The 22,465-nt window shown below is 74.1% G+C and carries 21 protein-coding genes; 4 read left to right on the forward strand and 17 right to left on the reverse strand.

The window, feature by feature from the left end; translation table 11 throughout:
* Positions 1 to 2 precede the first annotated feature (2 nt).
* From GNZ18_RS35530 to ctaE, 13 genes are all read right to left on the reverse strand, one after another.
* A complete protein-coding gene (locus GNZ18_RS35530; protein ID WP_156221028.1) occupies positions 3 to 662 on the reverse strand; it encodes an NAD(P)H-binding protein in 660 nt (219 codons plus the stop codon).
* Between the two features lie 41 nt (positions 663 to 703).
* The gene (locus GNZ18_RS35535; protein ID WP_156221029.1) at positions 704 to 1,924 is read right to left on the reverse strand and encodes a DUF1996 domain-containing protein; all 1,221 of its coding nucleotides are present in this window, start codon (positions 1,922 to 1,924) and stop codon (positions 704 to 706) included.
* Between the two features lie 46 nt (positions 1,925 to 1,970).
* Complete coding sequence (locus tag GNZ18_RS35540) at positions 1,971 to 2,606, reverse strand: DUF4142 domain-containing protein (protein ID WP_246251062.1); 636 nt, start codon at positions 2,604 to 2,606, stop codon at positions 1,971 to 1,973.
* A gap of 124 nt (positions 2,607 to 2,730) precedes the next feature.
* Positions 2,731 to 4,245: an NADH-quinone oxidoreductase subunit NuoF family protein gene (locus GNZ18_RS35545; RefSeq protein ID WP_156221030.1), complete on the reverse strand. Its 1,515-nt coding sequence runs from the start codon at positions 4,243 to 4,245 to the stop codon at positions 2,731 to 2,733.
* The gene (locus GNZ18_RS35550; protein ID WP_156221031.1) at positions 4,242 to 5,021 is read right to left on the reverse strand and encodes a ferric reductase-like transmembrane domain-containing protein; all 780 of its coding nucleotides are present in this window, start codon (positions 5,019 to 5,021) and stop codon (positions 4,242 to 4,244) included. Before GNZ18_RS35550 ends, GNZ18_RS35545 begins: the two co-directional genes overlap by 4 nt.
* A gap of 17 nt (positions 5,022 to 5,038) precedes the next feature.
* A complete protein-coding gene (locus GNZ18_RS35555; RefSeq protein ID WP_156221032.1) occupies positions 5,039 to 6,232 on the reverse strand; it encodes a hypothetical protein in 1,194 nt (397 codons plus the stop codon).
* Between the two features lie 585 nt (positions 6,233 to 6,817).
* Positions 6,818 to 8,344: a penicillin-binding transpeptidase domain-containing protein gene (locus GNZ18_RS35560; protein ID WP_156221033.1), complete on the reverse strand. Its 1,527-nt coding sequence runs from the start codon at positions 8,342 to 8,344 to the stop codon at positions 6,818 to 6,820.
* A 120-nt stretch (positions 8,345 to 8,464) separates the two neighbouring features.
* Complete coding sequence (locus GNZ18_RS35565; RefSeq protein ID WP_156221034.1) at positions 8,465 to 9,274, reverse strand: hypothetical protein; 810 nt, start codon at positions 9,272 to 9,274, stop codon at positions 8,465 to 8,467.
* 83 nt (positions 9,275 to 9,357) lie between these two features.
* Positions 9,358 to 10,485 carry a glycosyltransferase family 4 protein gene (locus tag GNZ18_RS35570; RefSeq protein ID WP_156221035.1) on the reverse strand — a complete coding sequence of 376 codons (1,128 nt, stop codon included), beginning with the start codon at positions 10,483 to 10,485 and terminating at the stop codon, positions 9,358 to 9,360.
* Between the two features lie 82 nt (positions 10,486 to 10,567).
* Entirely contained in the window at positions 10,568 to 12,208 is a 1,641-nt protein-coding gene (qcrB, locus tag GNZ18_RS35575) for a cytochrome bc1 complex cytochrome b subunit (RefSeq protein ID WP_156221036.1), read from the reverse strand.
* A complete protein-coding gene (gene qcrA, locus GNZ18_RS35580) occupies positions 12,205 to 13,356 on the reverse strand; it encodes a cytochrome bc1 complex Rieske iron-sulfur subunit (RefSeq protein ID WP_156221037.1) in 1,152 nt (383 codons plus the stop codon). The genes qcrB and qcrA overlap by 4 nt, the downstream gene beginning before the upstream one ends.
* On the reverse strand, positions 13,353 to 14,264 hold the full coding sequence (qcrC, locus tag GNZ18_RS35585; protein ID WP_214617739.1) for a cytochrome bc1 complex diheme cytochrome c subunit: 912 nt from the start codon (positions 14,262 to 14,264) through the stop codon (positions 13,353 to 13,355). The genes qcrA and qcrC overlap by 4 nt, the downstream gene beginning before the upstream one ends.
* A 68-nt stretch (positions 14,265 to 14,332) precedes the next feature.
* Positions 14,333 to 15,016 (reverse strand): aa3-type cytochrome oxidase subunit III, encoded by a 684-nt coding sequence (gene ctaE, locus GNZ18_RS35590; protein WP_156221039.1) that lies wholly within the window; start codon positions 15,014 to 15,016, stop codon positions 14,333 to 14,335.
* 130 nt (positions 15,017 to 15,146) lie between these two features.
* Between ctaE and GNZ18_RS35595 the strand changes: the two genes are divergently transcribed.
* Positions 15,147 to 15,578 carry a response regulator gene (locus tag GNZ18_RS35595; RefSeq protein WP_156221040.1) on the forward strand — a complete coding sequence of 144 codons (432 nt, stop codon included), beginning with the start codon at positions 15,147 to 15,149 and terminating at the stop codon, positions 15,576 to 15,578.
* A 100-nt stretch (positions 15,579 to 15,678) separates the two neighbouring features.
* Positions 15,679 to 16,728: an anthranilate phosphoribosyltransferase gene (gene trpD, locus GNZ18_RS35600; RefSeq protein ID WP_156221041.1), complete on the forward strand. Its 1,050-nt coding sequence runs from the start codon at positions 15,679 to 15,681 to the stop codon at positions 16,726 to 16,728.
* A gap of 66 nt (positions 16,729 to 16,794) precedes the next feature.
* On the opposite strand, the gene GNZ18_RS35605 is transcribed toward trpD, so the two are convergent.
* Genes GNZ18_RS35605 through GNZ18_RS35620 form a run of 4 tightly spaced genes read right to left on the reverse strand, consistent with a single transcriptional unit; the run spans position 16,795 to position 20,797 of the window.
* Positions 16,795 to 17,604: an ABC transporter permease gene (locus GNZ18_RS35605; RefSeq protein ID WP_156221042.1), complete on the reverse strand. Its 810-nt coding sequence runs from the start codon at positions 17,602 to 17,604 to the stop codon at positions 16,795 to 16,797.
* Complete coding sequence (locus tag GNZ18_RS43895) at positions 17,604 to 18,521, reverse strand: ABC transporter permease (protein WP_216651550.1); 918 nt, start codon at positions 18,519 to 18,521, stop codon at positions 17,604 to 17,606. Before GNZ18_RS43895 ends, GNZ18_RS35605 begins: the two co-directional genes overlap by 1 nt.
* Positions 18,500 to 19,708 carry an ABC transporter substrate-binding protein gene (locus GNZ18_RS35615; RefSeq protein WP_156221043.1) on the reverse strand — a complete coding sequence of 403 codons (1,209 nt, stop codon included), beginning with the start codon at positions 19,706 to 19,708 and terminating at the stop codon, positions 18,500 to 18,502. Before GNZ18_RS35615 ends, GNZ18_RS43895 begins: the two co-directional genes overlap by 22 nt.
* 45 nt (positions 19,709 to 19,753) lie before the next feature.
* Positions 19,754 to 20,797, reverse strand: a complete 1,044-nt coding sequence (locus tag GNZ18_RS35620) for an ABC transporter ATP-binding protein (RefSeq protein WP_156221044.1) — start codon at positions 20,795 to 20,797, stop codon at positions 19,754 to 19,756.
* An 83-nt stretch (positions 20,798 to 20,880) separates the two neighbouring features.
* Between GNZ18_RS35620 and GNZ18_RS35625 the strand changes: the two genes are divergently transcribed.
* Both GNZ18_RS35625 and GNZ18_RS35630 read left to right on the forward strand, forming a co-directional pair.
* On the forward strand, positions 20,881 to 21,597 hold the full coding sequence (locus tag GNZ18_RS35625) for a FadR/GntR family transcriptional regulator (RefSeq protein WP_156221045.1): 717 nt from the start codon (positions 20,881 to 20,883) through the stop codon (positions 21,595 to 21,597).
* A 14-nt stretch (positions 21,598 to 21,611) separates the two neighbouring features.
* Complete coding sequence (locus GNZ18_RS35630) at positions 21,612 to 22,343, forward strand: cache domain-containing protein (protein WP_156221046.1); 732 nt, start codon at positions 21,612 to 21,614, stop codon at positions 22,341 to 22,343.
* Positions 22,344 to 22,465 lie beyond the last annotated feature (122 nt).

The following is a 22,465-nucleotide window of genomic DNA, read 5'->3' on the forward strand; positions in this document are numbered from 1 at the left end:
GCTCAGGAGAGCGCGGCGACCGCCGCTTCCACGGGCGTGTCGCCGCCCAGCAGGTCGAGGGTGCGGCGGCGGGCGGCGGGAGCGTCCAGCACCGCGGCCACGACCGCCGCGACGTCGTCGCGGGTGACCTCGCCGCGGCCGACCGGCGGCTCGGCGAGGAGGACCCGGCCGGTGCCGGGGTCGTCGGTGAGGCGCCCCGGGCGCAGGATCAGCCAGTCGAGGGCTCCGCGCGCGCGGAGGTCGTCCTCCGCCTCGCCCTTGGCCCTGATGTAGGCGGCCCAGACGTCGTCGCGGCCGGGGGCGGGCGGCTCCCCGGCGCCCATCGCCGAGATCTGCACGAAGTCGCGGACCCCGGCGCGCTCCGCCGCGTCCGCCAGCAGCACCGAGGCGGCCCGGTCCACGGTGTCCTTGCGGGCGGCGCCGCTGCCCGGCCCCGCCCCGGCGGCGAACACGACCGCGTCCGCGCCCGACACCACGTCGGCGACCTCCTCGACGGACGCCGACTCCAGGTCGCACAGCACCGGCCCGGCGCCCGCCGCCCGCACGTCCTCCTCGTGCGCCGGGTTGCGGATCATGCTGAGCACCGTGTCCCCCCGCGCGGCCAGCAGCCGCGCCAGCCGCAGCGCGATCTGCCCGTGCCCGCCCGCGATCACTACGTTCATACCCGCGATCCTACGGCCGGACGGGCCGGGGACCCGGGACCTCAGCAGCGGCGGCCGGAGTTCACGCAGCCGACCGCGCGGCGCATCAGGTCCGGCGACATCACGTTGATGAAGTCGCCGTGGTCGGTCACCGGGTCGTGGCCCTGCTCGGGGAAGGTGTCGAGCGCGAACGCCAGCGCGCGCGCCGGGACCGCGTAGGTCAGGGTCATCCGCAGCTGCGGGACGGCCTGGCGCCCCTGCGGGCACGCGCCGGTCCGCGGGTCGGGGAAGACGACGTGGTCCCGGTGGTTCGCGCTGTCGGAGTTGCGCCCGTCCCAGCAGCTCGGGAAGTTCAGCACGCGCGTCACGCGGCTGCCGCGCGGGCACAGCGGGTACCGGTCGGTGAACGCGCGGTCCTGGAAGCCGGTGCACGTCCACTGGGAGCGGGCGTTGCCCGGGCCGTTCGTCCCGGCCTTGGCGTCGCCGGTGACGATCCGCATGAACTCCGGCATCGCGGCGACCCTGCCCCGCGCGTTCCCCATGAACCGGAGCTGCACGGACGAGGGGGTGACGACGGAGCCGGTGTTGCCGTCCTGCTTGCTCTGGCCCGCCGCGTCCGACCCGTCCCGCCCGGCGCGGAGCCGCACGACCGGCCAGTAGTAGGTGGACCTGTCGCCGTTGGTGCAGGTCGTCCCGGCGGCGGCGAGGCTCTGGTCGGTGGAGAACCCGTCGGTCGACTCGTTACCCACGTAGTCGTGGATGTGGTGCGCGCCGTTCTGGACGCCGGGCGCCACGATCACGTTGTCGGGGTTGCTGTGCCGCTGGCCCTCGTTGCGCCCGCAGTTCGAGGTGAAGGTGCCGCGCGACCCGCCCCGGCCCTGCCGGGGCTGCCGCACGCGCGGGGCCCGGCGGATGTCGGCGAACTGGTTCCGGTTCGGCCCCTGCTTGACCGCCTGCCCGCCCTGCCCCTGCGGCGGCGCGGCGGTCGGCTGGTCCGGCGGCTCCACGGACGGCTCCGCGGACGGTTCGGCGGAGGGCTCCCCGGGCGGCCCCGCCGACGGATCGGCGGACGCGTCGGCGGGCGGTTCCGCCGACGGATCGGCCGACGGGCTCGCGGACGGGTCGGGGGGCGGCGGGTCGGAGGAGGGCGGATCGGACGGGCCGGCGGCGAGCACCGCGCGGCCCCCGATCGGCGCGGCCCCCGCCGGGGGCGTCCCGGCCGCCGTCGCGACGAGCGCGAGCGCCGGGACGATCGCGGCGAGCGCCTTCTTCCTTCTTCCCATGGAAAAACTCCCTAGGTGTGGGCGGAAAGCCTCAATGCGGTGCCGTTCAATGCAGGGCCGATTTGGTCACCAGGCCCGTGCTCTCCAGCAGTGACATATGGGTGTTGACGAATTTCAGCGCCCGTTCCGCGAAAGCGCGGATCTCGGTGTTCTCGCTCTGCGCGCGGACCTTGGCGATGACGCTGAAGACCTGCCCGTGGGCCGAGCGCAGCCGCAGCACGAACGTCCGGTCGTAGTCCGCCCCGATCTTGTGCGAGAGCTCCCGGAGGTAGCTCTGCTGGGTGCCGTTCGGCTGGTTCGGCACGATCACTCCGAGCCGCTCCGCGGTGGCGCGGGTGTCGGCGTCCAGCCGCATGTGCTGCTCCATGATCATCCCCGCGACCTCCCGCACGCGGGGGCTGGAGGCGCGCTGCTGGGCCTGCTGGCCTGCGGGCATCTCCCACAGCCCGGCCTGCCGGACCTTCACCAGCAGCACCCTGTCGAGCGCGCTGAGGCGGCCCCAGCGGGTCTGGGTCGTGCCTCCCCGGGTCGCGCCGTCGGCGGGCGCACCGCCGTATCCGGGGCGCAGGACCACCGCGGCGGCGCCCGCGACGGCGGCCGCCACCGCCAGCAGCAGCAGGGCGCGGCCGACGCGGTGGCGGCGGCGCCGGCGCACCCGCGCGAAACCGTGGCTCTTCCTCAAAACGGCCTCGTCCTCCTTTCGGAAATGTCGCCGGACCGACCCGGCGCGGGTCGCCAGGAGGTACGCACCGCACCGAACCCGGGGTTCACCGATTCGCGATGGAAAATCGCGGAGGATTGGCCGGTCATGGACGCCGCGCCGCACTTCCCGTGATTCCGCCGGTGACGCGCAGCGCGAGCGCGGGGCACATCGCCACCGCTTTGGCCACGTCGCGTTCCATCCAGGCCGGAATGTCGCTGCCGAGCACGACGGGGAAGCCGTACCGGTCGAGCTGGATCAGCTCAGGGACGAGGTAGGCGCACAGCCCGTGCCCGTCGCAGCGGCTCCAGTCGATCGCGACGCGGCCCTCCTCGCCGGTCGGGACGGGCAGCGGCAGCACCCCGTAGGTCGGCTGCCCGCAGGTCCCGCCCTGCCGGTGGACGTCGATGTCCCCGGCGAACGCCTCGACCGCCGACAGCACGAACCTCGCGGTGCCGTCGGGGTGGGTGCAGGCGCCCCGGCCCCGCCCGACGCCCGCCGCGCGCCGCACGTCCTCGACCGTCCCGGAGCCGTCGGCGAGCGCGGTCAGCGACCGGACGACGTCGGGCAGCCCCAGCCGGCACGGCCCGCACTGCCCGGCGGACTGCGCGGCGAGGTAGGACGCGATGCGCGTGACCTCGCCGAGGGGGCACGTGCCGCGCGCGAGCGGCAGGATGATCCCGGCGCCGACGGTGCCGCCCACCCGCCGCATCCCGGCGCGCGAGAGCACGGCCCGCGCCGCGCCGGGCGGGTCGAGCCACATGCCGTGGTATCCGCCGACGAGCACGCCCGGGGACGGCGGGACCTCGCAGTGCTCCAGGACGGCGCGCAGCGGCGTGCCGAGCGGCGCCTCGACGACCCGGGTCCCGCCGACGGTGAGCAGCGTCGTGCCCGGCTCGTCCTCGCCGCCCGCCGAGGCGTACAGGTCGGGGCCGAGCGAGACCAGCACGGCGAGCTGCGCGAACGTCTCGGTGTTGGACAGCAGCGTCGGGCAGCCGTCCACCCCGGACTCGGCGGCGCGGACCTTCACCCCCGGCGGGATCGGCGCCTCCCCGTTGATCGCGCGGACGACCGCGCCGCTCTCCCCGGAGATGAACCGCTCGGTGAGCCGGACGACGCGGGTGGGCATCCGCCGCTCGGCGATCGCGGCGCGGACCGAGCGGGCGGCCTCGCCGTCCTCGACGGCGACGACGATCCGCCGGGTGCCGAGCGCGGACGCGGCGATCTGCGCGCCGTCCAGGACGAGGTGGGGCGCGCGGCCGAGCAGCACCCGGTCCTTGGCGCTGCCCGGCTCGCCCTCGGCGCCGTTCACCACGACCACGACGTCCTCGCTGGGGCCGCGCGCGCCGCGCCGCTCCCCCGGCAGCGGCGGGAGGTCGTCCGCGCCGGGGTGGCGCACCCGGGCGGCGACGGCGGTGAGCTTGCGCGCGAACGGGAAGCCCGCGCCGCCCCGGCCGCGCAGGTCGACCTGCTCGGCCATCTCGACGAGGTCGGCGAGGCCGGGGGCGCGCAGCCGGCCGTGCACGGCGAGGTGCCGGGCGAGGTCCAGCCGGTCGAACCGGTCGAAGCCGAGCGTCAGGCGGGGCCCGCCGAGATGGGAGACCGCGACCGGGGGCGTCATCGGAGGGCCTCGCTGTCATGGCCCCGCCCCGCCGGGGGCACGCGCATCCCGCGCGGGTCGGCGACGGTCGCGCGGGAGCCGGGGGCCGTGCGGGAGCCGGGCGCGGCGCGGCGCTCGCCGGCGTCCTCGCCCGCGCGCCGCACCTCCCGCGGCCGCACCACCACGATCATGCGGGTGAGCAGCGCGAGCGCGACGCCCGCGACGCTCAGCACGTAGCTGAGCACGACCCAGTTCGCGGCGACCCGCCCGGCGGTGAGGCCGTGCACGATCGCGAGGGGCCAGGAGACGTAGGAGACGGCGTGCATCATCCGCCACACCCACGGGCGCCCCCGGAACGCGAACCGCGCCCGCAGCAGGCCGGTGACCACGACGAGCAGCATCAATTCGAACGCGAGCGTGCCGAGGCCGACGGCGCCGGGGCCGGGCACCGCGATCTGCTCGGGGGCGGCGAGCCCGCCGACCACCTTCACCGCGATGTGCGCGACCACCATCGCCACCGCGAGCACGGCGGACGCGCGGTGCACGCCCTGCGCCAGCACGCGGTGCCGGATGCCGAGGATCAGCCGCTCGGTGGCCAGCAGCCCGCTCATCACGGCCGCGGTCATCGCGAGCAGGGTGAAGACCCCCGCGTAGAAGGAGAGGAAGTACTGCACGTTCGCCGCGGCGGCCGCGCCCGGCGGGGTCGCCGCGCCGACCAGGACCGCCACCGCGCCGACGAGCACCGCGCGCAGTGCCCAGGACGGCACCGCGGGTTCATCGCTGTTGCGTGTTCGCACCGCTCGGACTCCTCTTCTCACGTCGCGGACGGCGACGGCGCGCCGCCCGGTTTCGCCCGACCTGGCGTACCGTCCTCCGGCGGGGTGCCGGGGAGCGGCGATGGCGGCGGGTCGTCCGCCGCGGGGACCGGGCCGAGGTTGGCCAGCAGCCCCCCGGGGAGGACCTGGAGGTCGCCGCGCTCGGCGAACCCGAGGAGGGGCTCGGCCCGCTCCCGGAACGTCCAGCCGCCGATGCGCGCGCCGTCCAGCGGGACCCTCTCGGTGCCCCGCCGCAGGTCGAACCCGACCTGCGGACGCGGCGCGGCGGCGCCGCCGCAGGGCAGGTCGGTGCCGGTCCGCCCGATCGGCTCACCGCGCCCGACGACGCTGCCGTCGCGCAGCCGCGGCACCGACCGCACCCGGTAGTAGGTGGTGGCGAGGCCGCTGCGGTGGACCACCATGACCAGCGCGCGGCCCGCCGCGTCGCCGCAGAACCGGTAGAGCCGTCCGGCGCCGGAGGACAGGACGCGCCCGTCCCCGCCCGAGAACGCCAGCGAGCCCAGCGGGCGCCCGGCCGCGCCGCCCGGCGGCTCCCCGGCGGTCATCGACCAGACGGCGCCGCTCTTCCACGGCAGCATCAGCCCGTCGCCGGTGCGGCTGCCGTTGACCAGCGCGTTCGCCCCCTCGGCGGTGAGCGCGGCGTAGCGGCGCAGCGCGCCCGCCTCGGCCGCCGACATGAGGCTCGCGGGCATCGCCGACAGCAGGCCGGTGAACGCCGCGCCGCCCGACAGTCCGATCTCCCACCGGCCGCGCCGCCACCGCGCCGCGAAGAACGCGATCTCGGGGGTGGCGGCGCTGGCGGCCGGGACGGGGATCGCGGTGGTGCCGAACGCCCACGTCCCGTCGGCGCTGGTGCGGGCGGTGTCCACGACGGGCGGGCGGGACGGCGCGGCGCCGTAGGAGCGGCGGGCGGTCGCGCCGCGCTGCTCCAGCGTCAACTCCCGCACCCGCGCGGTGAGCACCGCCGGATCGGGCGCGGCGGGCGCGGCCGGGCCGCCGGAGGGGCCGGGGGTCCGCCGGGGAGCCTCGCGCCTGCCCGGCTTGGCGCGTTCCCGGTGGCTTCGTGCCGGGGTGTCGTCGCCGACCGTTCCGGACGCGCCGACGGTGCCGCCGTCCAGCAGCGCCCGCTCGACGACGCCGAGCAGCGACAGGCCGACGACGCACGACAGCACGACCGCGCCGATGCTCAGCCGGTCGGGTGACCCCCGCCGCCCGCCGCGCGGCCGCGCCCGGGGCCCGGGGGCGCGCCGCGCCCGGTGCCCGCCCGCACGCCGGGGCTCAGCCGGACGCCGGGACTCACCCGGATACCGGGGCTCAGCCGGATACCGGGGTTCGGCCGCGCGCCGGGGTTCGGCCGCGGGCCGGGCCCCGGTCCATCCGGGCTGCCGGGCCCACCAGGACCCCTCGGGCCACTGCGGTTCCTCGGCCGGTCGCCCCGGGCCCGATGGGGGGCGCGCGGACGTCCGCGCGCGAGATGAAGCATGCGCGTGCCGTGACGCATGCCGGGTGTCGCGTCGCACCATGCCCTCTCCTGTGGAGGAGGGGAGGGCTCGGCGAACGCCGACCTGTTCGGTGGTCCCGATGAGACATGTGAGACGTCGAGGCCGCGGCGCGGGAGCCCGCTCCGCTCCCACCGCTGCCTCGTGGACCCTCGCGGGTCCGGTCGATCACCCGGGAGCATACGCCCACGGCGCGTCCGGATGAATGAGGATGCCCAAAAACGTTTCACCCCGCAGCGTCACCTCGACCCCGCGGCGTCACCTCAGGCCGCGCAGGAACGCGGCGGCCAGCGGCGCCGCCACCTCGGGGCCCGACCCGCCGTCCGGGACGAGGACGGAGAACGCCAGGTCGCCGCGGAAGCCGATGAACCAGGCGTGGGTGCCGCCGTCATACTCGGCGGTGCCGGTCTTGCCGGACGTCCCCTCCGGAAGCCCGGCCCGCGCGGCGGTGCCGCCGGTGACGACCGCGCGCATCATCGACCGCAGGTCGGCGGCGCCCGGGACGTCGTGGGCGTCCGGAACACCTCCCCCGCCCTCGCGGATCAGCTCCGGCGACAGCAGCCGGGGGGCGCGCCACGTCCCGTCCGCCACCGCCGCCGCGACCGACGCCATCAGCAGCGGGCTCGCCAGCACCTGCCCCTGCCCGATGCCCGCCTCCGCCAGCGCCGCGCCGCTCCCGACCGACGGGAAGGGGCAGGGGGCGGCGGACAGGCCCGGCGCGACCCGCGCGCCGAACCCGAACGACTCGGCCGCCGCCGCGAGCTTCTTCGCGCCCGCCTTCTCCACCGCCAGGCGCGCGAACGTGGTGTTGCACGACGCCGCGAACGCGTCCCGCAGCGTCGTCCGCCCGAGGTCGTGGTTCTGGTCGTTGCGGATGGTCCGCTGCGCGGTGACGACGACCGCCGGGCAGTCGGCCGCCGATCCGGCGCCCATCCCGTCCGCGAGCAGCGCCGCCGCCGTCACGACCTTGAACGTCGAGCCCGGCGGGTAGGTGCCGACGAACGCGCCCATCCCGCCGAGCGCGTCGGCGACGGCGACGATCTCCCCGCTGGACGGGCGGATCGCGACGACCGCCGCCTGCCGCCCCCCGACGGCCCTCTCCGCCGCCGCCTGGACGCGCCGGTCCAGCGTCGTGCGGACCTTCCGGGTCGCCTTCACCCCGAGCACCTTGACCCGCTGGACGGGCCCGGAGCCGTCACGCAGCTCGATGACCCACCCGGTGCCGGCCTCGCCCTCCATCCGCTCGTTGATCGCGCTCAGGTAGGGCTGGAGCGGGCCGTCCTGCGGGAACGGCTTCCCGTCGCGCGCGACCGGCGCGACGGCGGGCACCGTCACCTCCCGCAGCGACCACGTGCCCTTCCCCCTCAGCCCGGGGTACAGGGTCGAGGGCGTCCACAGGACGCGCCACCGCCCGTCCACCTTCCCGAGCCTCAGCTCCGACCCGAACGTCCAGTCGCCGCGGCCCGCGACCGCGCGCGTGACCGTGAAGGCCGCGCGCGCCGTGTCGGGCCCCGACCGCACCACCGGACGCGGATCCAGCGCGATCGTGCTCACCCGCAGCCCGTCCGACAGCGCGTGGTGCTGGTCGGCGAAGTCCGGCGGCGGGTCGGCGACCAGCCTCCCCATCCCGTCGAGGGACCCCCGCGACCAGGCGGCGAAGTAGTCGCGGGCCACCTCCTCGGGCGTCCCCTCGTCCTTCCCCGGCCACAGCCACACCGCGGCGGCCCCCGCCGCCAGCGCCAGCGTCACCAACACGGCCAGCACGGCCACGCCCCGTGATCGCACGCGACATCTCTCCACTCTCCCCCCGAGCGGAGCACGATCATCTCAGCCCCCGGTCGCCCGGCACATGCGACCCAAGGCTGATCTTCGACGCGCGGCCGAGCGGTCACTCGGCGTGTCGGGTCAGCGCGTCCAGGGCAGCCGGACGCCCTCCAGCTCCGGGTCGGCCAGCACGGCCTCGACCAGCTCCGTCGGCCCGACGACCTTGGTGCCCCACAGGTCCCAGTCGCAGTAGACCACCCACGACCGGTCGGCCGACCACAGGTCGGACGGGCAGCTCGCCATCCCCGGATGGTCGTACAGCCGCGCCGCGTCGCCGAGCCGCCCCGCGAGCACGGTCTCGTTGTCCCAGTCGGCCGTGACCAGCGGGCAGTAGTAGGCGAGGCAGCGCGTGTCGGCGCCCGCCGGGCTGTGCCGCAGCAGCACGCCGACGAGCCGGTGCCAGCTCTCGCGGTCCAGGCAGCCCTCGGCGGGCGGCTGGATCGCCGCCGACCAGCTCCCGGTGGGATGGCCCTGGCGCAGGCAGCGGTTGCCGGGCAGCTCCCCCTCCGGCACGACCGGCTCCCCGAACCCGCGCGCCAGCTCCCGCCAGCGCAGCCGCCGCCACCCCGCGCCCGGGTCGCCGCTGCGGCCGAGCTCGGTGCCGGTGACGATCGCGCCCTCCAGCAGGTCGCCCACGTCGCCGGGGACGTCGGCGGCGGGATCGGCGGGCTCGACGAGCCCGGCCGCCGTCACCGACTGGTGGACGTCGTCGTGGGTCGTGGTGACCAGGCCCTCCTCCCACGCGTACATCGCGTGCAGAAGCCAGGCGGAGTCGGGGTTCCGCGGCGGCTCGAAACCCGAGTAGCAGTGGTCGGGGTCGAGTTCGTGCAGCCAGCGGGCGGCCTCTCCCGGAGCCCGGGCCCAAGCGTCCTCGATGTCCGCGTTCTCCATATCCCGCATCCTCGCACCCTCACGACGTGCCGCGAAACGTGGCATGACCTAGGGATTTTCGTTGCTGACCATGGGGCCACATCTCAGTGGCCGAGCAGCGCGCCCAGCCGCGCCGCCTGAACCTCCCAGCGCCACTCCCGCTCCACCCACGCGCGCCCCCGCTCCCCCATCGCGCGGGCCCGCGCCGGATCGGCGAGGAGGGCGGCGACCGCGTCGGCGACGCGCGCGACGGACCGGCCCGGCACGACCACGCCGGTCTCCCCGTCGACGACCGCGTCGGGCGCGCCGCCGGAGTCGCCCGCGACCACCGGCAGCCCGGTCGCGGACGCCTCCAGGTAGACGATGCCGAGGCCCTCCACGTCCAGGCCGCGGCGGCGGGTGCGGCACGGCATCGCGAACACCTCGCCCGCGTCGTGGTGCGCCGGAAGCTCCTCCCAGGGAACGTTCCCGGCGAACACCACCGAGCGGTCGACGCCGAGGGACGCGGCCAGCCGCTCCAGCTCGGCGCGGTAGGGGCCGCCGCCGACGAGCAGCAGCGCCGCGTCCGGGACCCGCCTCAGGACGCGCGGCCACGCGTGGATCAGCGCGTCCTGCCCCTTGCGCGGCACGAGGCGCGACACGCACACCGCGACCGGGCGGTCGGACAGGCCGTGCCGAGCGCGGATCTCCGCGCCCCCCGCGCCCCGCCGGAAGGCGTGCTCGTCGACGCCGGGGGCGAGCCGCGCCATGCGCGCCGCCGCGTCCGGCGACAGGGTCGGCGCGATCCGCGACCGCGTGTACTCGCCCAGGTAGGTGAGGACGTCCAGGCCGTCCGCGATACGGCGCAGCGCACCGCCCGCGACCGGCAGCGACGCCCAGCCCGCCTCGTGCCCGTGCGTGATCCCGACGAGCCGTCCCGCGCCGCTCCGCCGCAGCGCGGGCGCCAGCAGCCCGAGCGGCGCCGCCGCGCCGAAGACGACCGACTCGCAGCCCTCCGCGCGCAGCACCTCCCGCGCCCGGCGCAGCACGCCCGGCACCGGCAGCATCAGCGACCCCGGGTGCCGGACGACCGGGAACGGCTGCCGCGCGTCGAACCCCGCCGCGCCCTCCCACGCCGGCGCGTACACGACCACCGAGCCGGGCGGACGGCGCGCGGCGAGGCCGTGCACGAACGCCTGGATGCCGCCCGGACGCGGCGGGAAGTCGTTGGTGACGAACAGCGTCCGGGTCATCGGCCGGGTCCGGAAGGCAAGCGGAGGGGCCCGCCACCGGACGTCCGGTGACGGGCCCCTGCCTGCGACATCGCGGCGGCGGTCAGCGGCTGAGCGGCCGGGACTCCCGGCCCTCGACCCCGCCGTGCCCACCCTCGCCGTGCTCGCCGTGCTCGTGCTCCTCGACGGGGATGTCGTCGAAGGTCCAGGCGCGGTTGAGGCGCGAGCGCAGATGCCCGAGCGGGCCCTTGGAGCCGGGCGCCGGGATCCCGCGGGCGTCCTTGGCGGGCGCCTCGGGACGGGTGTTCTCCTTGGACAGGATCGTCACCCGCTTCTCCTCGCGCGCGGGCTCGTGCCGCTCGGAGTACCGGCCGTCCGGCGACATCATGATGATGCCGGACTCCTCGCCGTGCCCGATGATGTTCGCGTCCTTGCGCTGGAGGCCCAGGCAGATCCGCTTGGTGATGACGAACGCCAGGTAGGGCCCGATGAAGATCCCCACGCGGAAGAACCACGTGATCCCGAACATCGACAGGTGGAACTTGTCGGCCAGGACGTCGTTGGCGCCCGCGATCCACAGCATCCCGTAGAACGTCACCGCGGCCATGCCCGTCGCCGTGCGGACCGGGGCGTTGCGCGGACGCGTGTTGACGTTGTGGTGCCGCTTGTCACCGGTCACCCACGCCTCGACGAACGGCCAGACGGCCGCGCCGGTGAAGATGATGCCGAGCGGCACCGTCGCCGGGATCAGCACGTTGAAGCTGACCGTGTGGCCCCAGGCGGAGATCTCCCAGTTCGGCATGATGCGCAGCGCGCCCTCCAGCACGCCCATGTACCAGTCGGGCTGGGAGCCCGCGGAGATCGCGCCGGGGTCGTAGGGGCCGAACAGCCAGATCGGGTTGATCTGGACGAACGCCCCCATCAGCGCGAGCACGCCGAAGGTGAACAGGAAGTAGGCGCCGGTCTTGGCCATGAACACCGGGTAGAACGGGTAGCCGTACACCTGCTGCTCGGTCTGGTTCTTGACCGGCATCGCGGTGTGCTTCTGGTGCCACATGATCATCATGTGCGCGGTGACCATGCCGAGGATCAGCCCCGGGATCAGCAGCACGTGGATGGTGAACAGCCGGGGCACGATGTCCTGGCCGGGGAACTCGCCGCCGAACAGGAACATGTACAGGTAGGTGCCGACCAGCGGGATCGACTCCGTGACGCCCTGGGTGATCCGCAGCCCGGTGCCCGACAGCAGGTCGTCGGGCAGCGAGTAGCCGAACAGGCCCTCCAGCATGCCGAGCGTGAACATGCCGATGCCGATGAGCCAGTTCAGCTCGCGCGGCTTGCGGTAGGCGCCGGTGAAGAACACCCGCAGCATGTGCGCCAGGATCGAGGCCATGAACAGGACCGCGGCCCAGTGGTGGATCTGCCGCATCAGCAGGCCGCCGCGCACGTCGAAGCTGATCTCCAGCGTCGAGGCGTAGGCCTGCGACATCTTCACGCCGTTCAGCTTCGTGTACGAGCCGTTGTACACGACCTCCTGCATGCTCGGCTGGAACCAGAGCGTCAGGAACGTCCCGGTCAGCAGCAGGATGATGAAGGAGTACAGGGCGATCTCGCCCAGCATGAACGACCAGTGGTCGGGAAAGACCTTCTTGAGGTTCCGCTTCATGAAGGTCGTGGAGCCGAGCCGGTCGTCGAGCCAGTTCAGCGAGGCGTCGACCGACTGCGGAGCTGTCGTCTGGCTCATCCGCGCTCCCAGAAGCTCGGGCCGATCGGCTCGTGGTAGTCGCTGGTGGCGACGATGTAGCCGTCCTCGACCGACAGCGGAAGCTGCGGCAGCGGACGGGCGGCCGGGCCGAACACGACCTTCGCGGCGTTGGTGGCGTCGAAGGTGGACTGGTGGCACGGACACAGGATGTGGTGCGTGGTCTGCTCGTACAGCGCGGCCGGGCAGCCGACGTGCGTGCAGATCTTGGAGTAGGCCACGATGCCGTTGACGTGCCAGTTCTCGCGGCCCTTGGCGGGCTTGAACTCGTCCGCGGGCACGTTGATGAGGATGGTCACGGCCTTGGCGGTCTCGGTGAGCACCTGCTCCTCGGGGACGTGCTCCTCGATGCCCTCCGGCAGCACGGTGATCATCGAGCCGGGCGAGGAGAAGTCGCTGACCCGCAGCGGGCGGTTGGTGCCGTCCACAACGAGCCGGACGCCCTTCTTGCCCTGCTTGTGCGCCTCCTCGACGGCCTTGGCCCAGAAGGTGCTGCGGAGCTTCTTCTCCGGCAGCGGGCCGAGGTCGCGCAGCAGCACCAGCGGGGCGAGGCCGAGCGGGGCGGAGGCCAGCAGCAGCGTGCGGCGCAGCAGCGGCCGCTTGGTGATGCCGCTGTCGACCGCCCCCTCCATGAAGTCCTCGTTGAACCCGGCGCGGGTCTCCTCGTCGGCGGCGGGCAGGTGCCGCTCCTGGATGATCGGCTTGCTGGTCATCAGCCGCCGCACCCAGATCGTGACGCCGATCGCGAGGGCGAGGAACGACAGCGCCATCATGCCGCCGAGCCAGAAGTTGGACTCCCGGGCCCGGTCGACGCCGTGCATGCCGCCGTCGCGGCCGCTCCAGCCGATGTAGTAGGCGATGAAGCCCACGCTGCCCGCGAAGGCGAGCAGGAAGAACGTCGCGACGACGCGCTCGGCCCGCTTGGCCGACGCCTCGTCGAGCTGCTCTCCCGCGCCCGCCGGGGCCGAGATGTCGCCCTCGGCGAGCAGTTCCTTGTCCCTGGCGGGGGACGGCGTGCGGATCACCCGTTCGCGCGGGGCCTCCTCACGCCGGCCGTCCCCGCCGCGGGCGCCCCTGCGCGGCTCCTCCGAGCCGGCGGCGCCGGTGTCGTCCTTGTTGTCGTCGCTCATGGCTTCTTCAGCTTCTTCGGCTTCTTCGCGGTGATCCACATGGCGGCCAGCACCAGCAGGCCGATCCCGATCAGCCAGCCCGCCAGGCCCTCCGACACCGGGCCGATGCGGCCGAGGCCGTTACCGCCCGGGTTCGGCTCCTCGCGCGTCTGGACGAGGTAGGCGATGATCGCCTGCTTGTCCTTGGGCGTGAGCGTGGTGTCGTTGAACACCGGCATCGCCTGCGGGCCGGTCAGCATGGCCTCGTAGATCTGGGTGGGCGTGACGTCGCTGTTGTTCAGCGGCGGGGCGTACTTGCCGCCGGTCAGCGCCCCGCCCTGGCCGGTGAAGTTGTGGCACTGGGCGCAGTTGGTGCGGAACAGCTTGCCGCCGAGGGCCACGTCGCCGGTCTTCGGGTCGACCGCCGAGGCCGGGGGGACGTCCGGGCCGTTGCCGAGCGAGGAGATGTAGGCGCGCAGGTCGGCCAGGTTCTTCTCGGCCTGCGCCTTCTGCTTCTCGGCCGCCTCCCGCTTCTCCTTCTCCTCGTAGTCGGTCTTGATCGAGGTGTCGAAGGGGGGGATCGGCTCCTTGCGCGGCATCTGCGCGCCCGGGTTCATCGCGGGCATGCGGCCCGTGCTGACCTGGAAGTCGACGGACGCGGCGCCGACGCCGATGAGGCTCGGGGCGATCGGCTTGCCCTTGGCGTCCTTGGTGCCCTCGGCGTTCAGGCCGTGGCAGCTGGCGCAGTTCTTGTTGAACAGCTGCTTGCCGTTGCCCAGGTCCTGCGCGGCCGCGGCGGTGCCCTCCGCCTCGGCGCGGCCGGTCTGCGGCGAGAAGCCGGCGTAGATGGCGCCGATCGCCGCCAGGGCCGCCAGCACGACGGCGTAGCCCGCCCAGGGGCGCCGTCGCCATGCGGTGATCCTTCTCACGGAAATCCCCGTTCGGGTCATGTCGTCTGGTGGTTCGAGCAGGTCGTCGAGCAGGTCACGGCGTCACGTCAGTCGAGCAGGTAGATGGTGGCGAACAGGCCGATCCACACCACGTCGACGAAGTGCCAGTAGTAGGACACGACGATCGCGCTCGTGGCCTGCTCGTGCGTCCAGCGCTTGGCGGCGTAGGTCCGCCCGAGGACGAACAGGAACGCGACGAGCCCGCCGGTGACGTGCAGGCCGTGGAAGCCGGTGGTCAGGTAGAAGACCGAGCCGTAGGCCGACGAGGACAGCGTGAGGCCGTCCTTGGTGACCAGGCTGTAGTACTCGTACGCCTGCCCGGCGACGAAGTAGGCGCCCATGAGGAACGACAGCACGTACCACTCGCGCAGCCCCCACCGCCGGAAGTTCAGCAGGCCGCCGTCCCGGCCGACCTTGCCCGCCTCCGCTTTGAACACGCCCATCTGGCACGTCACCGAGGACAGCACCAGGACGGTGGTGTTGACCGCCGACAGCGGCAGGTTCAGCGGGGCGCCGGGCCACGCGCCGTGCCCGGACTGGCCGATCGTCACGGAGCGGATCGTGAAGAACATCGCGAACAGCGCCGCGAAGAACATCAGCTCGGACGACAGCCAGACGATCGTCCCCACGCTGACCAGATTGGGACGGTTTGCCCGTGCGTGAGGTGTTGTCTCTATCGCGGATGCTGTCACGGGCAGCATTATTGCGCCCCTATCCAGTGATCGACGCATGACCCCCCTTCTAGAGTTCCCCGAGCGTGTCACGGCGCGTCGCGCCGGAGGACCTCTCCGGGGCTCTTGCCTGGCAGCGGCCGGGGGCGTATCTCGTGCGCACGCACGCGAAGCGGTACCCTTCGGTGCCATGAGCACCGCCCCGGAGAGCACGGAGAGCCCGATGAAGGTTCTCGTCTACAGCGACGACGCGAACACCCGCGCCCAGATCCGGATGGCGGTCGGCCGCCGCCCCGCCGCGGACGTCCCGCGGGTCGAGTTCGTGGAGATCGCGACCCAGCCCGCCGTGGTGGCGCGCCTGGACGAGGGCGACATCGACGTGCTGGTCGTGGACGCCGAGGCCCAGCCCGCCGGGGGCCTCGGGGTGTGCCGGCAGGCCAAGGACGAGGTCTACGACTGCCCGCCGGTCCTGGCGATCATCGCCCGCCGCGACGACGGCTGGCTCGCGACCTGGTCGCGCGCCGACGCCGTGGTCAGCCTCCCGCTCGACCCGATGGCCCTCGCCACCGCGCTCGCCGGGCTGATGCGGCGGCGCGCCGAGAGCCGCCTGCCCGCCCTGTAGGCCCGACTCCTCAGGCGGGGCCTGGCAGGCACAGGCCGGGCAGGCCAGAACAGATTCAGCCCGGGGCGCACCGCCCCCGGACGAACTTCCCCGGAGCGACATGGACGCCCGCACGACGTGGCCCGCACTGCTGAACGCCCTCCTCGACGGCGACTCGCTGACCAGCGAGGAGACCGCCTGGGCCATGAACCAGATCATGGCCGGCGAGGCCACGGACGTGCAGATCGCGGGCTTCGCGGTCGCGATGCGGGCCAAGGGCGAGACGGTCGCCGAGGTGTCCGGCCTCGCCGACGGCATGATGGACAACGCCACCCCGATCACGGTGGCGGGCCGCTTCGCCGACCTGGTCGGCACGGGCGGCGACCGGGCCCACACCGTCAACATCTCCACGATGGCGGCCGTGGTGGGCGCCGCGGCCGGGGTGAAGGTCGTCAAGCACGGCAACCGGGCCGCCTCGTCCTCGTGCGGCGCCGCCGACCTGCTGGAGCACCTCGGCGTCGCGATCGACCTGCCGCCGGAGGCGACCGCGCGCGTCGCCGAGGAGACCGGCATCACGTTCTGCTTCGCGCCGATGTTCCACCCGGCGCTGCGCCACGCCTCCAAGGCGCGCGGCCAGCTGGGCACGCCGACGGTGTTCAACTTCCTCGGCCCGCTGACGAACCCGGCGCGGCCGCCCGCGCAGGCGGTGGGGGTGTTCCATCCCCGGATGGCGGGGGTCGTCGCGGGCGTGTTCGCCTCGCGGGGCTGCTCGTCGCTGGTGTTCCGGGGCGACGACGGGCTCGACGAGCTGACGACGACCGGCACGTCCACGGTGTGGGTGGTCCGCGACGGCGCGGCGGTGGAGACGACGTTCGACCCGTCCGACCTCGGGATCGCGCCCGCCAAGCCGGAGGACCTGCGCGGCGCCGACGCCGCGTTCAACGGCCGGGTGGCGCGCGAGGTGTTCGCGGGGGCGCCCGGCGCCGTCCGCGACATGGTGCTGCTGAACGCCGCCGCGCTGATCACCGCGTTCGAGGGCGCGCCGGCCGCCGCCGACCTCACCGCGACGCTGGGCGCCGGCTACGAGCGGGCGGCGGCGGCGATCGACTCCGGCGCCGCGAGCGCCCTGCTGGACCGCTGGATCGAGGTCTCGCGGGGCCTGCGCGCCTGACCCCCTCCGCGCCCGCACACGGAGCCCGCACACGGAGCCCGCACACGGCGCCCTCACACGACGCCCTCACACCGGCGAGCGGGCGCCGGAGGAGAGCCGCTGCGCGATCCAGATCGGGATCACCGACAGCACGATCATGGCGGCGGCCAGCACGTTGACGACCGGCGCCTGGTTCGGCCGGAACAGGTTGCCGAAGATCCAGATCGGCAGCGTCTGCGCGCCGGGCCCGGCGGTGAACGTGGTCACGATGATCTCGTCGAAGGACAGCGCGAACGACAGCAGCCCCCCGGCGAGCATCGCCGAGCGCAGCGCCGGGAACGTCACGTACCGGAGCGTCTGGAAGGTGTCGGCGCCGAGGTCGGCGGACGCCTCCTCCAGGCTGGTCCCGGTGCGGCGCAGCCGGGCGAGGACGTTGTTGTAGATCGTGACGACGCAGAACGTGGCGTGCCCGGCGATCACGGTGAACAGACCGAGCCCGACGCCGAGCGGCTTCAGCACGACCTGGAAGGCGTTGCTGAGCGCGATGCCGGTGACGATGCCGGGCAGCGCGATCGGCAGCACGACGGCCAGCGACACGGCCTCGCGGCCGAAGAAGCGGTGCCGGGCCACCGCGAACGCGGCGGCCGTGCCGAGCACGAGCGCGATCGCCGTCGCGCCGAGCCCGGCCTTGACGCTGGTGAGCACGGCGCGCCGGGCGCCCGCGTCGTCCATCGCGTGCGCCCACCAGCGCCCGGTGAACGACGTCGGCGGCCACCCGAACGCCCGGTCGGCGTTGACGGAGTTGACCAGCACGACCAGCAGCGGGACGTAGATCACCGCCAGGCCGAGGACCAGCACGGCGCGCAGCGCGGCGCGGGCCGCGGGCGAGAGGGTCATCACAGCTCCCTGAGCGCGCCGGTGCGGCGGGCGGCGGCGAGGTAGGCCAGCATCACCACGACGGGGATCGTGGCGACGGCGGCGGCGAACGGCAGGTTGTTGGCGGCGCCGACGTTGTCGTAGACGACGTTGCCGAGCAGCTGCGTCCGGCCGCCGACGATCTTCACGGTGATGTAGTCGCCGAGCGAGAGCGAGAACGTGAAGACCGACCCGGCGACCAGCGAGGGGAAGACCATCGGCAGCACGACGGCGCGGAGCGTGCGCAGCGGCCGCGCGCCGAGGTCGCCGGAGGCGTCCAGCAGCGAGTCGGGCAGCCGCTCCAGGCCCGTGTAGACGGGCAGGATCATGTACGGCAGCCACAGGTAGGCGAGCACGAGGACGGTCGCGGTCAGGCCGTAGCCCGGCCCCGACAGCCCGAACGGGCCGAGCACCTCGTCGGCGAGGCCGCCGTGCGCCAGCATGACCCGCCACGCGTACGCCTTGACGAGGTAGGGCGCCCACAGCGGCGCGAGCACCGCGACGACCAGGTACGGCCGCCGGCGGGGCCTCACGACCTTGGCCATGGCGAACGCCATCGGCAGGCCGATCGCCATGTCGATCAACGTGACGGCGGCGGCGACGCCCACGCTGCGCAGCGCGATCGTCCGGTAGACGGGCTCGTCCCAGAGCGTCTGGAAGTTGGCGAGCGTGTACTGGTGGACCACCTCGCCGGTGAAGGTGTCGGTCGTCCAGAACGCGGTCAGGAAGATCGCGGCGAGGGCGCCGAGGTAGCCGGGCACCAGCCAGGCGAGCGGGGCGCTCAGCAGCAGCGTCAGGCGCAGCCGGGGGCGGCGGTGCAGGACGGCCGCCGCCCGGCGCCGGGGACCCGGCGCCGGGCGGGCGGCGGCGACGGCGGTCAGCCCTTGATCGTCGTCCACGCCTGGGTCCACTTGGAGTAGTCCACGCACTTGACGTCCTTGCGGCCGTCGAGGCACTGCGCGATCGGCGTCGTCCAGAAGCGCACCTTGGAGAAGTAGGTCTCGTCGGTGGCGTGGAAGGTGTCGCAGAACTTCCTGTCGGCGGTCAGCCCGCACGCCCTGGCGTTGGCGGGCGCCTCACCGAACCACTCGGCTACCTGGGCGTTCGCCTTCGGGGAGACGATCCAGTCCATCCACTTGTAGGCGCAGTTCGGGTTCTTGGCCTTGGCGCCGACCATCCAGGTGTCCGACCAGCCGGTCGAGCCCTCCTTCGGCAGCGCCACCTCCACCGGCGCCTTCTCGGCCTTGGCGAGGTTGGCGATGACCTGCCAGGTCGTCCCGAGCACCGAGTCGCCGCTCTTGAACGCCTGGACCTCCTTGGTGTAGTCCGACCAGTACTCGCCGATCAGGCCGCGCTGCGTCTTCAGCAGCGCGACGGCCGCGTCGAACTGCTTCTGGTCGAGCGCGTAGGGGTTCTTGATCCCGAGTTCGGGGCGCGAGGACATCAGGTACAGCGCCGCGTCCGCGATGTAGATCGGCGAGTCGTAGCCGGTGACCTTGCCCTTGTAGGGCGAGTTCGCGTCGAACACCGCGCCCCAGGACGTCGGCGCGGGCCTGACCTTGTCCGACCGCCACATCAGCAGGTTCGCGCCGCGCCCGTGCGGGATGCCGTAGGCGACGCCGTTCACCGAGTTCCACGGCTTGAGCTTCAGGCCGGGGAACACGTCGGCGTAGTTCGGCACCAGCGCGGTGTTGACGGGCGCGACCGTGCCGGAGGCGATGAGCCGCAGCGAGGCGTCGCCGGACGCGGACACGGCGTCGTACTCCCCCGTCCGCATCAGCGTGACCATCTCGTCGGACGTCCCGGCGATCTTGGTGTTGACCTTGCAGCCGGTCTGCTTCTCGAACGGGTGGACCCAGTCGACCTTCTTGTCGTTGGAGCCGTCCTCGGCGTACCCGGCCCAGGCGACCAGGTTGACCCGGCCCTCGCCCGCGCCGAGCGACTGCCGCGCCGCGATCTTCGGGACGGTGAACCCGCCCTGCCCGGCACCGGTCGCCTTGCCTGCCGAATCGCCGTCGCCGCAGGCGCCGGTCAGTCCGATCGCCAGCGCTGCCGTGGCGGCGAGCGCCACGCGCGTGGACCACATGGGGAACTCCTTATTTCGGGGGTGATGAAGGAGGTGTCGTGCGGTTCAGGAGGCGGGCGCCGCCTCGGCCGCGTCGCCCCGGCCGGCGTCCGCCACCCGGAACTCGTGCGCGGAGTGCCACCGGACCCGGACGCGGTCGCCCGGCCGGTGCGGCATGTCGTCCGAGGCCGCGAGGTTCTGCCGGAGCGCCACGACCCGCTCGCCCGATTCCAGGTCGACGTGGACCCGGGTGAGCGCGCCCGCGTAGACGAGGTCGGCGACCGTGCCGAGCGCGTGCCGGTCCCCCTGGCCCGGCCCGCGCTCCGTGCCGACCCCGTCGAGCCCGTCGACCTGGAGCTTCTCCGGACGGACGCGGACGTCCCCGACGCGGTTGGAGGTGCCGACGAAGCCCGCCACGAACGCGGTCGCCGGACGCTCGTACAGCTGCGCCGGGGTGCCGACCTGCTCGATCCGGCCGCGGTCCATCACCGCGACCCGGTCGCTGAGCGTCAGCGCCTCCTCCTGGTCGTGGGTGACGAACACGAACGTGATCCCGGCGCGGCGCTGGATGGCCTTCAACTCGGCCTGCATCTCCTCGCGCAGCCGGAGGTCGAGCGCGCCGAGCGGCTCGTCCAACAGCAGGACGCGGGGCTCGTTGACCAGCGCGCGGGCCAGCGCGACCCGCTGCCGCTGGCCGCCCGACAGCTCCGCCGGGCGCCGCGCCTCCATGCCCTCCAGCCGGACGCCGCGCAGCGCCTCCCGGGCCCGCGCGCGGCGCTCCGCGCGCGGCACCCGCCGCACCTTCAGCCCGTACTCGACGTTGCGGAGCACGTCCAGGTGCGGGAACAGCGCGTAGTCCTGGAAGACGGTGTTGACGTCGCGCTCGAACGGCGGGAGGGAGGTGACGTCACGCCCGGCCAGTTCGACCGTTCCAGCCGTGGGACGCTCGAACCCCGCGATCAGCCGGAGCACGGTCGTCTTGCCCGACCCCGACGGGCCGAGCATCGAGAAGAACTCGCCGTCCCCGATGTCGAGGTCGACGCCGGCGACCGCCTCGACCGCGCCGAAGCCCTTGCGGAGGTCGCGGATCCGCACCGCTGAAACCGACATGGGATGAAAACATATGGATTCATAAGTTTCAGTTCAAGTGATGATCCGGTATCACTGAGTCGACGCCGGCGGGAGGGGGCCCGATGGACAGCGCGCGTCCGGCCGTGTTCGCCCCGGTCGACAACACCGCGCGGGTGCACGCGGTGGTCCGCCGCCTCGGCGACGCGATCGCGCTCGGGCTGCTCGCCGACGGGGAGCAGCTGCCCAGCGAGACCGACCTCGCCGGGTATCTCGGCGTGTCGACGGTCACCCTACGCGAGGCGCTGATGGCCTTGCGTCAGCAGGGCCTCATCGAGACCCGGCGGGGACGCGGCGGCGGGAGCTTCGTCCGCACCCCGGCCCGCCCGTTCGACCTGGACGGGCGGCTGCGCCCGCTCGCCGCCGAGGAGCTGCGCGACCTCGGCGACCACTACGCGGCGATCGCGGGCGCCGCCGCGCGGCTGGCGGCGCTGCGCTCGCTGCCCGGCGACGTCGACCGGCTGCGGCGCTCGCTCGCCGAGATGGCCGAGGCCGACCCGGGCCCTCACCTGTGCCGCCTGGACGGGCGGTTCCACCTGGAGGTGGCCGCCGCGTCGCAGTCCGTCCGGCTCACCCGGGAGGAGATCCGGCTCCAGGCCGACATCGGGCCGCTGATCCTCGCCGCGCACGGGCGTCCCGAGGCCGGCGACCGGGTCCGCGCCGAGCACGCGGCGCTCGTCGAGGCGATCGCCCGGGGCGAGGAGGGGCGGGCCCGCGATGTCGCTGAAAGTCACGTCGCGAATGCGGTAGAACATCTGATTGAACGACGGCTCGCCCTCTGACCCCGAGGTGATCCATGCGCTCCGAGCTCCCGGTGGCCCGCCCGGCCGCCGGTGCGGCCGCCGGTGCCGCCGTCGGCGCCGCCGCCGCGCGCGTCCACGCGACCCTCGACGCGGTGTTCGCGACCGTGGCGGAGGTGCGCGACGCCTCGTCCCGGCGGCTCGCCGAGGTCGCCGCCGCCGGGCGCGCGCCCGTCCGCGCCGACCTCGCCCCGCTGCGCCCGCTGCTGCTCCCCCGCCTCGGCCCGCTGGTCTGCGGGCTGGGCTTCATCGCCGCCCCCGGCCTGCTCGCCGACGCCGCCTGGTACCTGGAGTGGTGGCAGACCGGGCCGGCGGGCGCGCCGTCCCAGCTCCTGCCCGACCTCGACCCCGAGAGCAGCGCCCTGTACGACTACACCGCCTGGGATTGGTTCACCGGCCCGCGCGGCGGCGCCGAGCGGACCGTCTGCGGCCCCTACGTCGACTACCTGTGCAGCGACGAGTACGTCCTCACGCTGTCGGCGCCGGTCCACGTCGAGGGGGTGTTCGCCGGGGTCGCCGCCGCCGACGTGTTCGCCCGCACCTTCGAGAACGAGATCGTCCCGGCGCTCCGCGAGATCCCCGCGCCCGCGTTCGTCGTCAACGCGCCGGGCCGCGTGATGGCCTCCAACACGGCGGCCTGGCCGCCCGGCGCCGTCTACCGGGGCGGGCGGGGCTTCGACGCCCGCCCCTGCGGAAGCACAGTGTCGCTGCTGGTGGGCGCCCGCTAGATCGTTGATGGGGGTTTGCTGAACCGGTCGCAGGCATGGTGAAGGGCGCCCATGATCAGTGTGTGAAGACAAACCTGGACGCCCTTCTGACCGCACTCTATGTCCATCTGGACGACCACGTC

Origin of the sequence: Actinomadura litoris (assembly GCF_009733595.1) — a bacterium.
Lineage (GTDB): Bacteria > Actinomycetota > Actinomycetes > Streptosporangiales > Streptosporangiaceae > Spirillospora > Spirillospora litoris.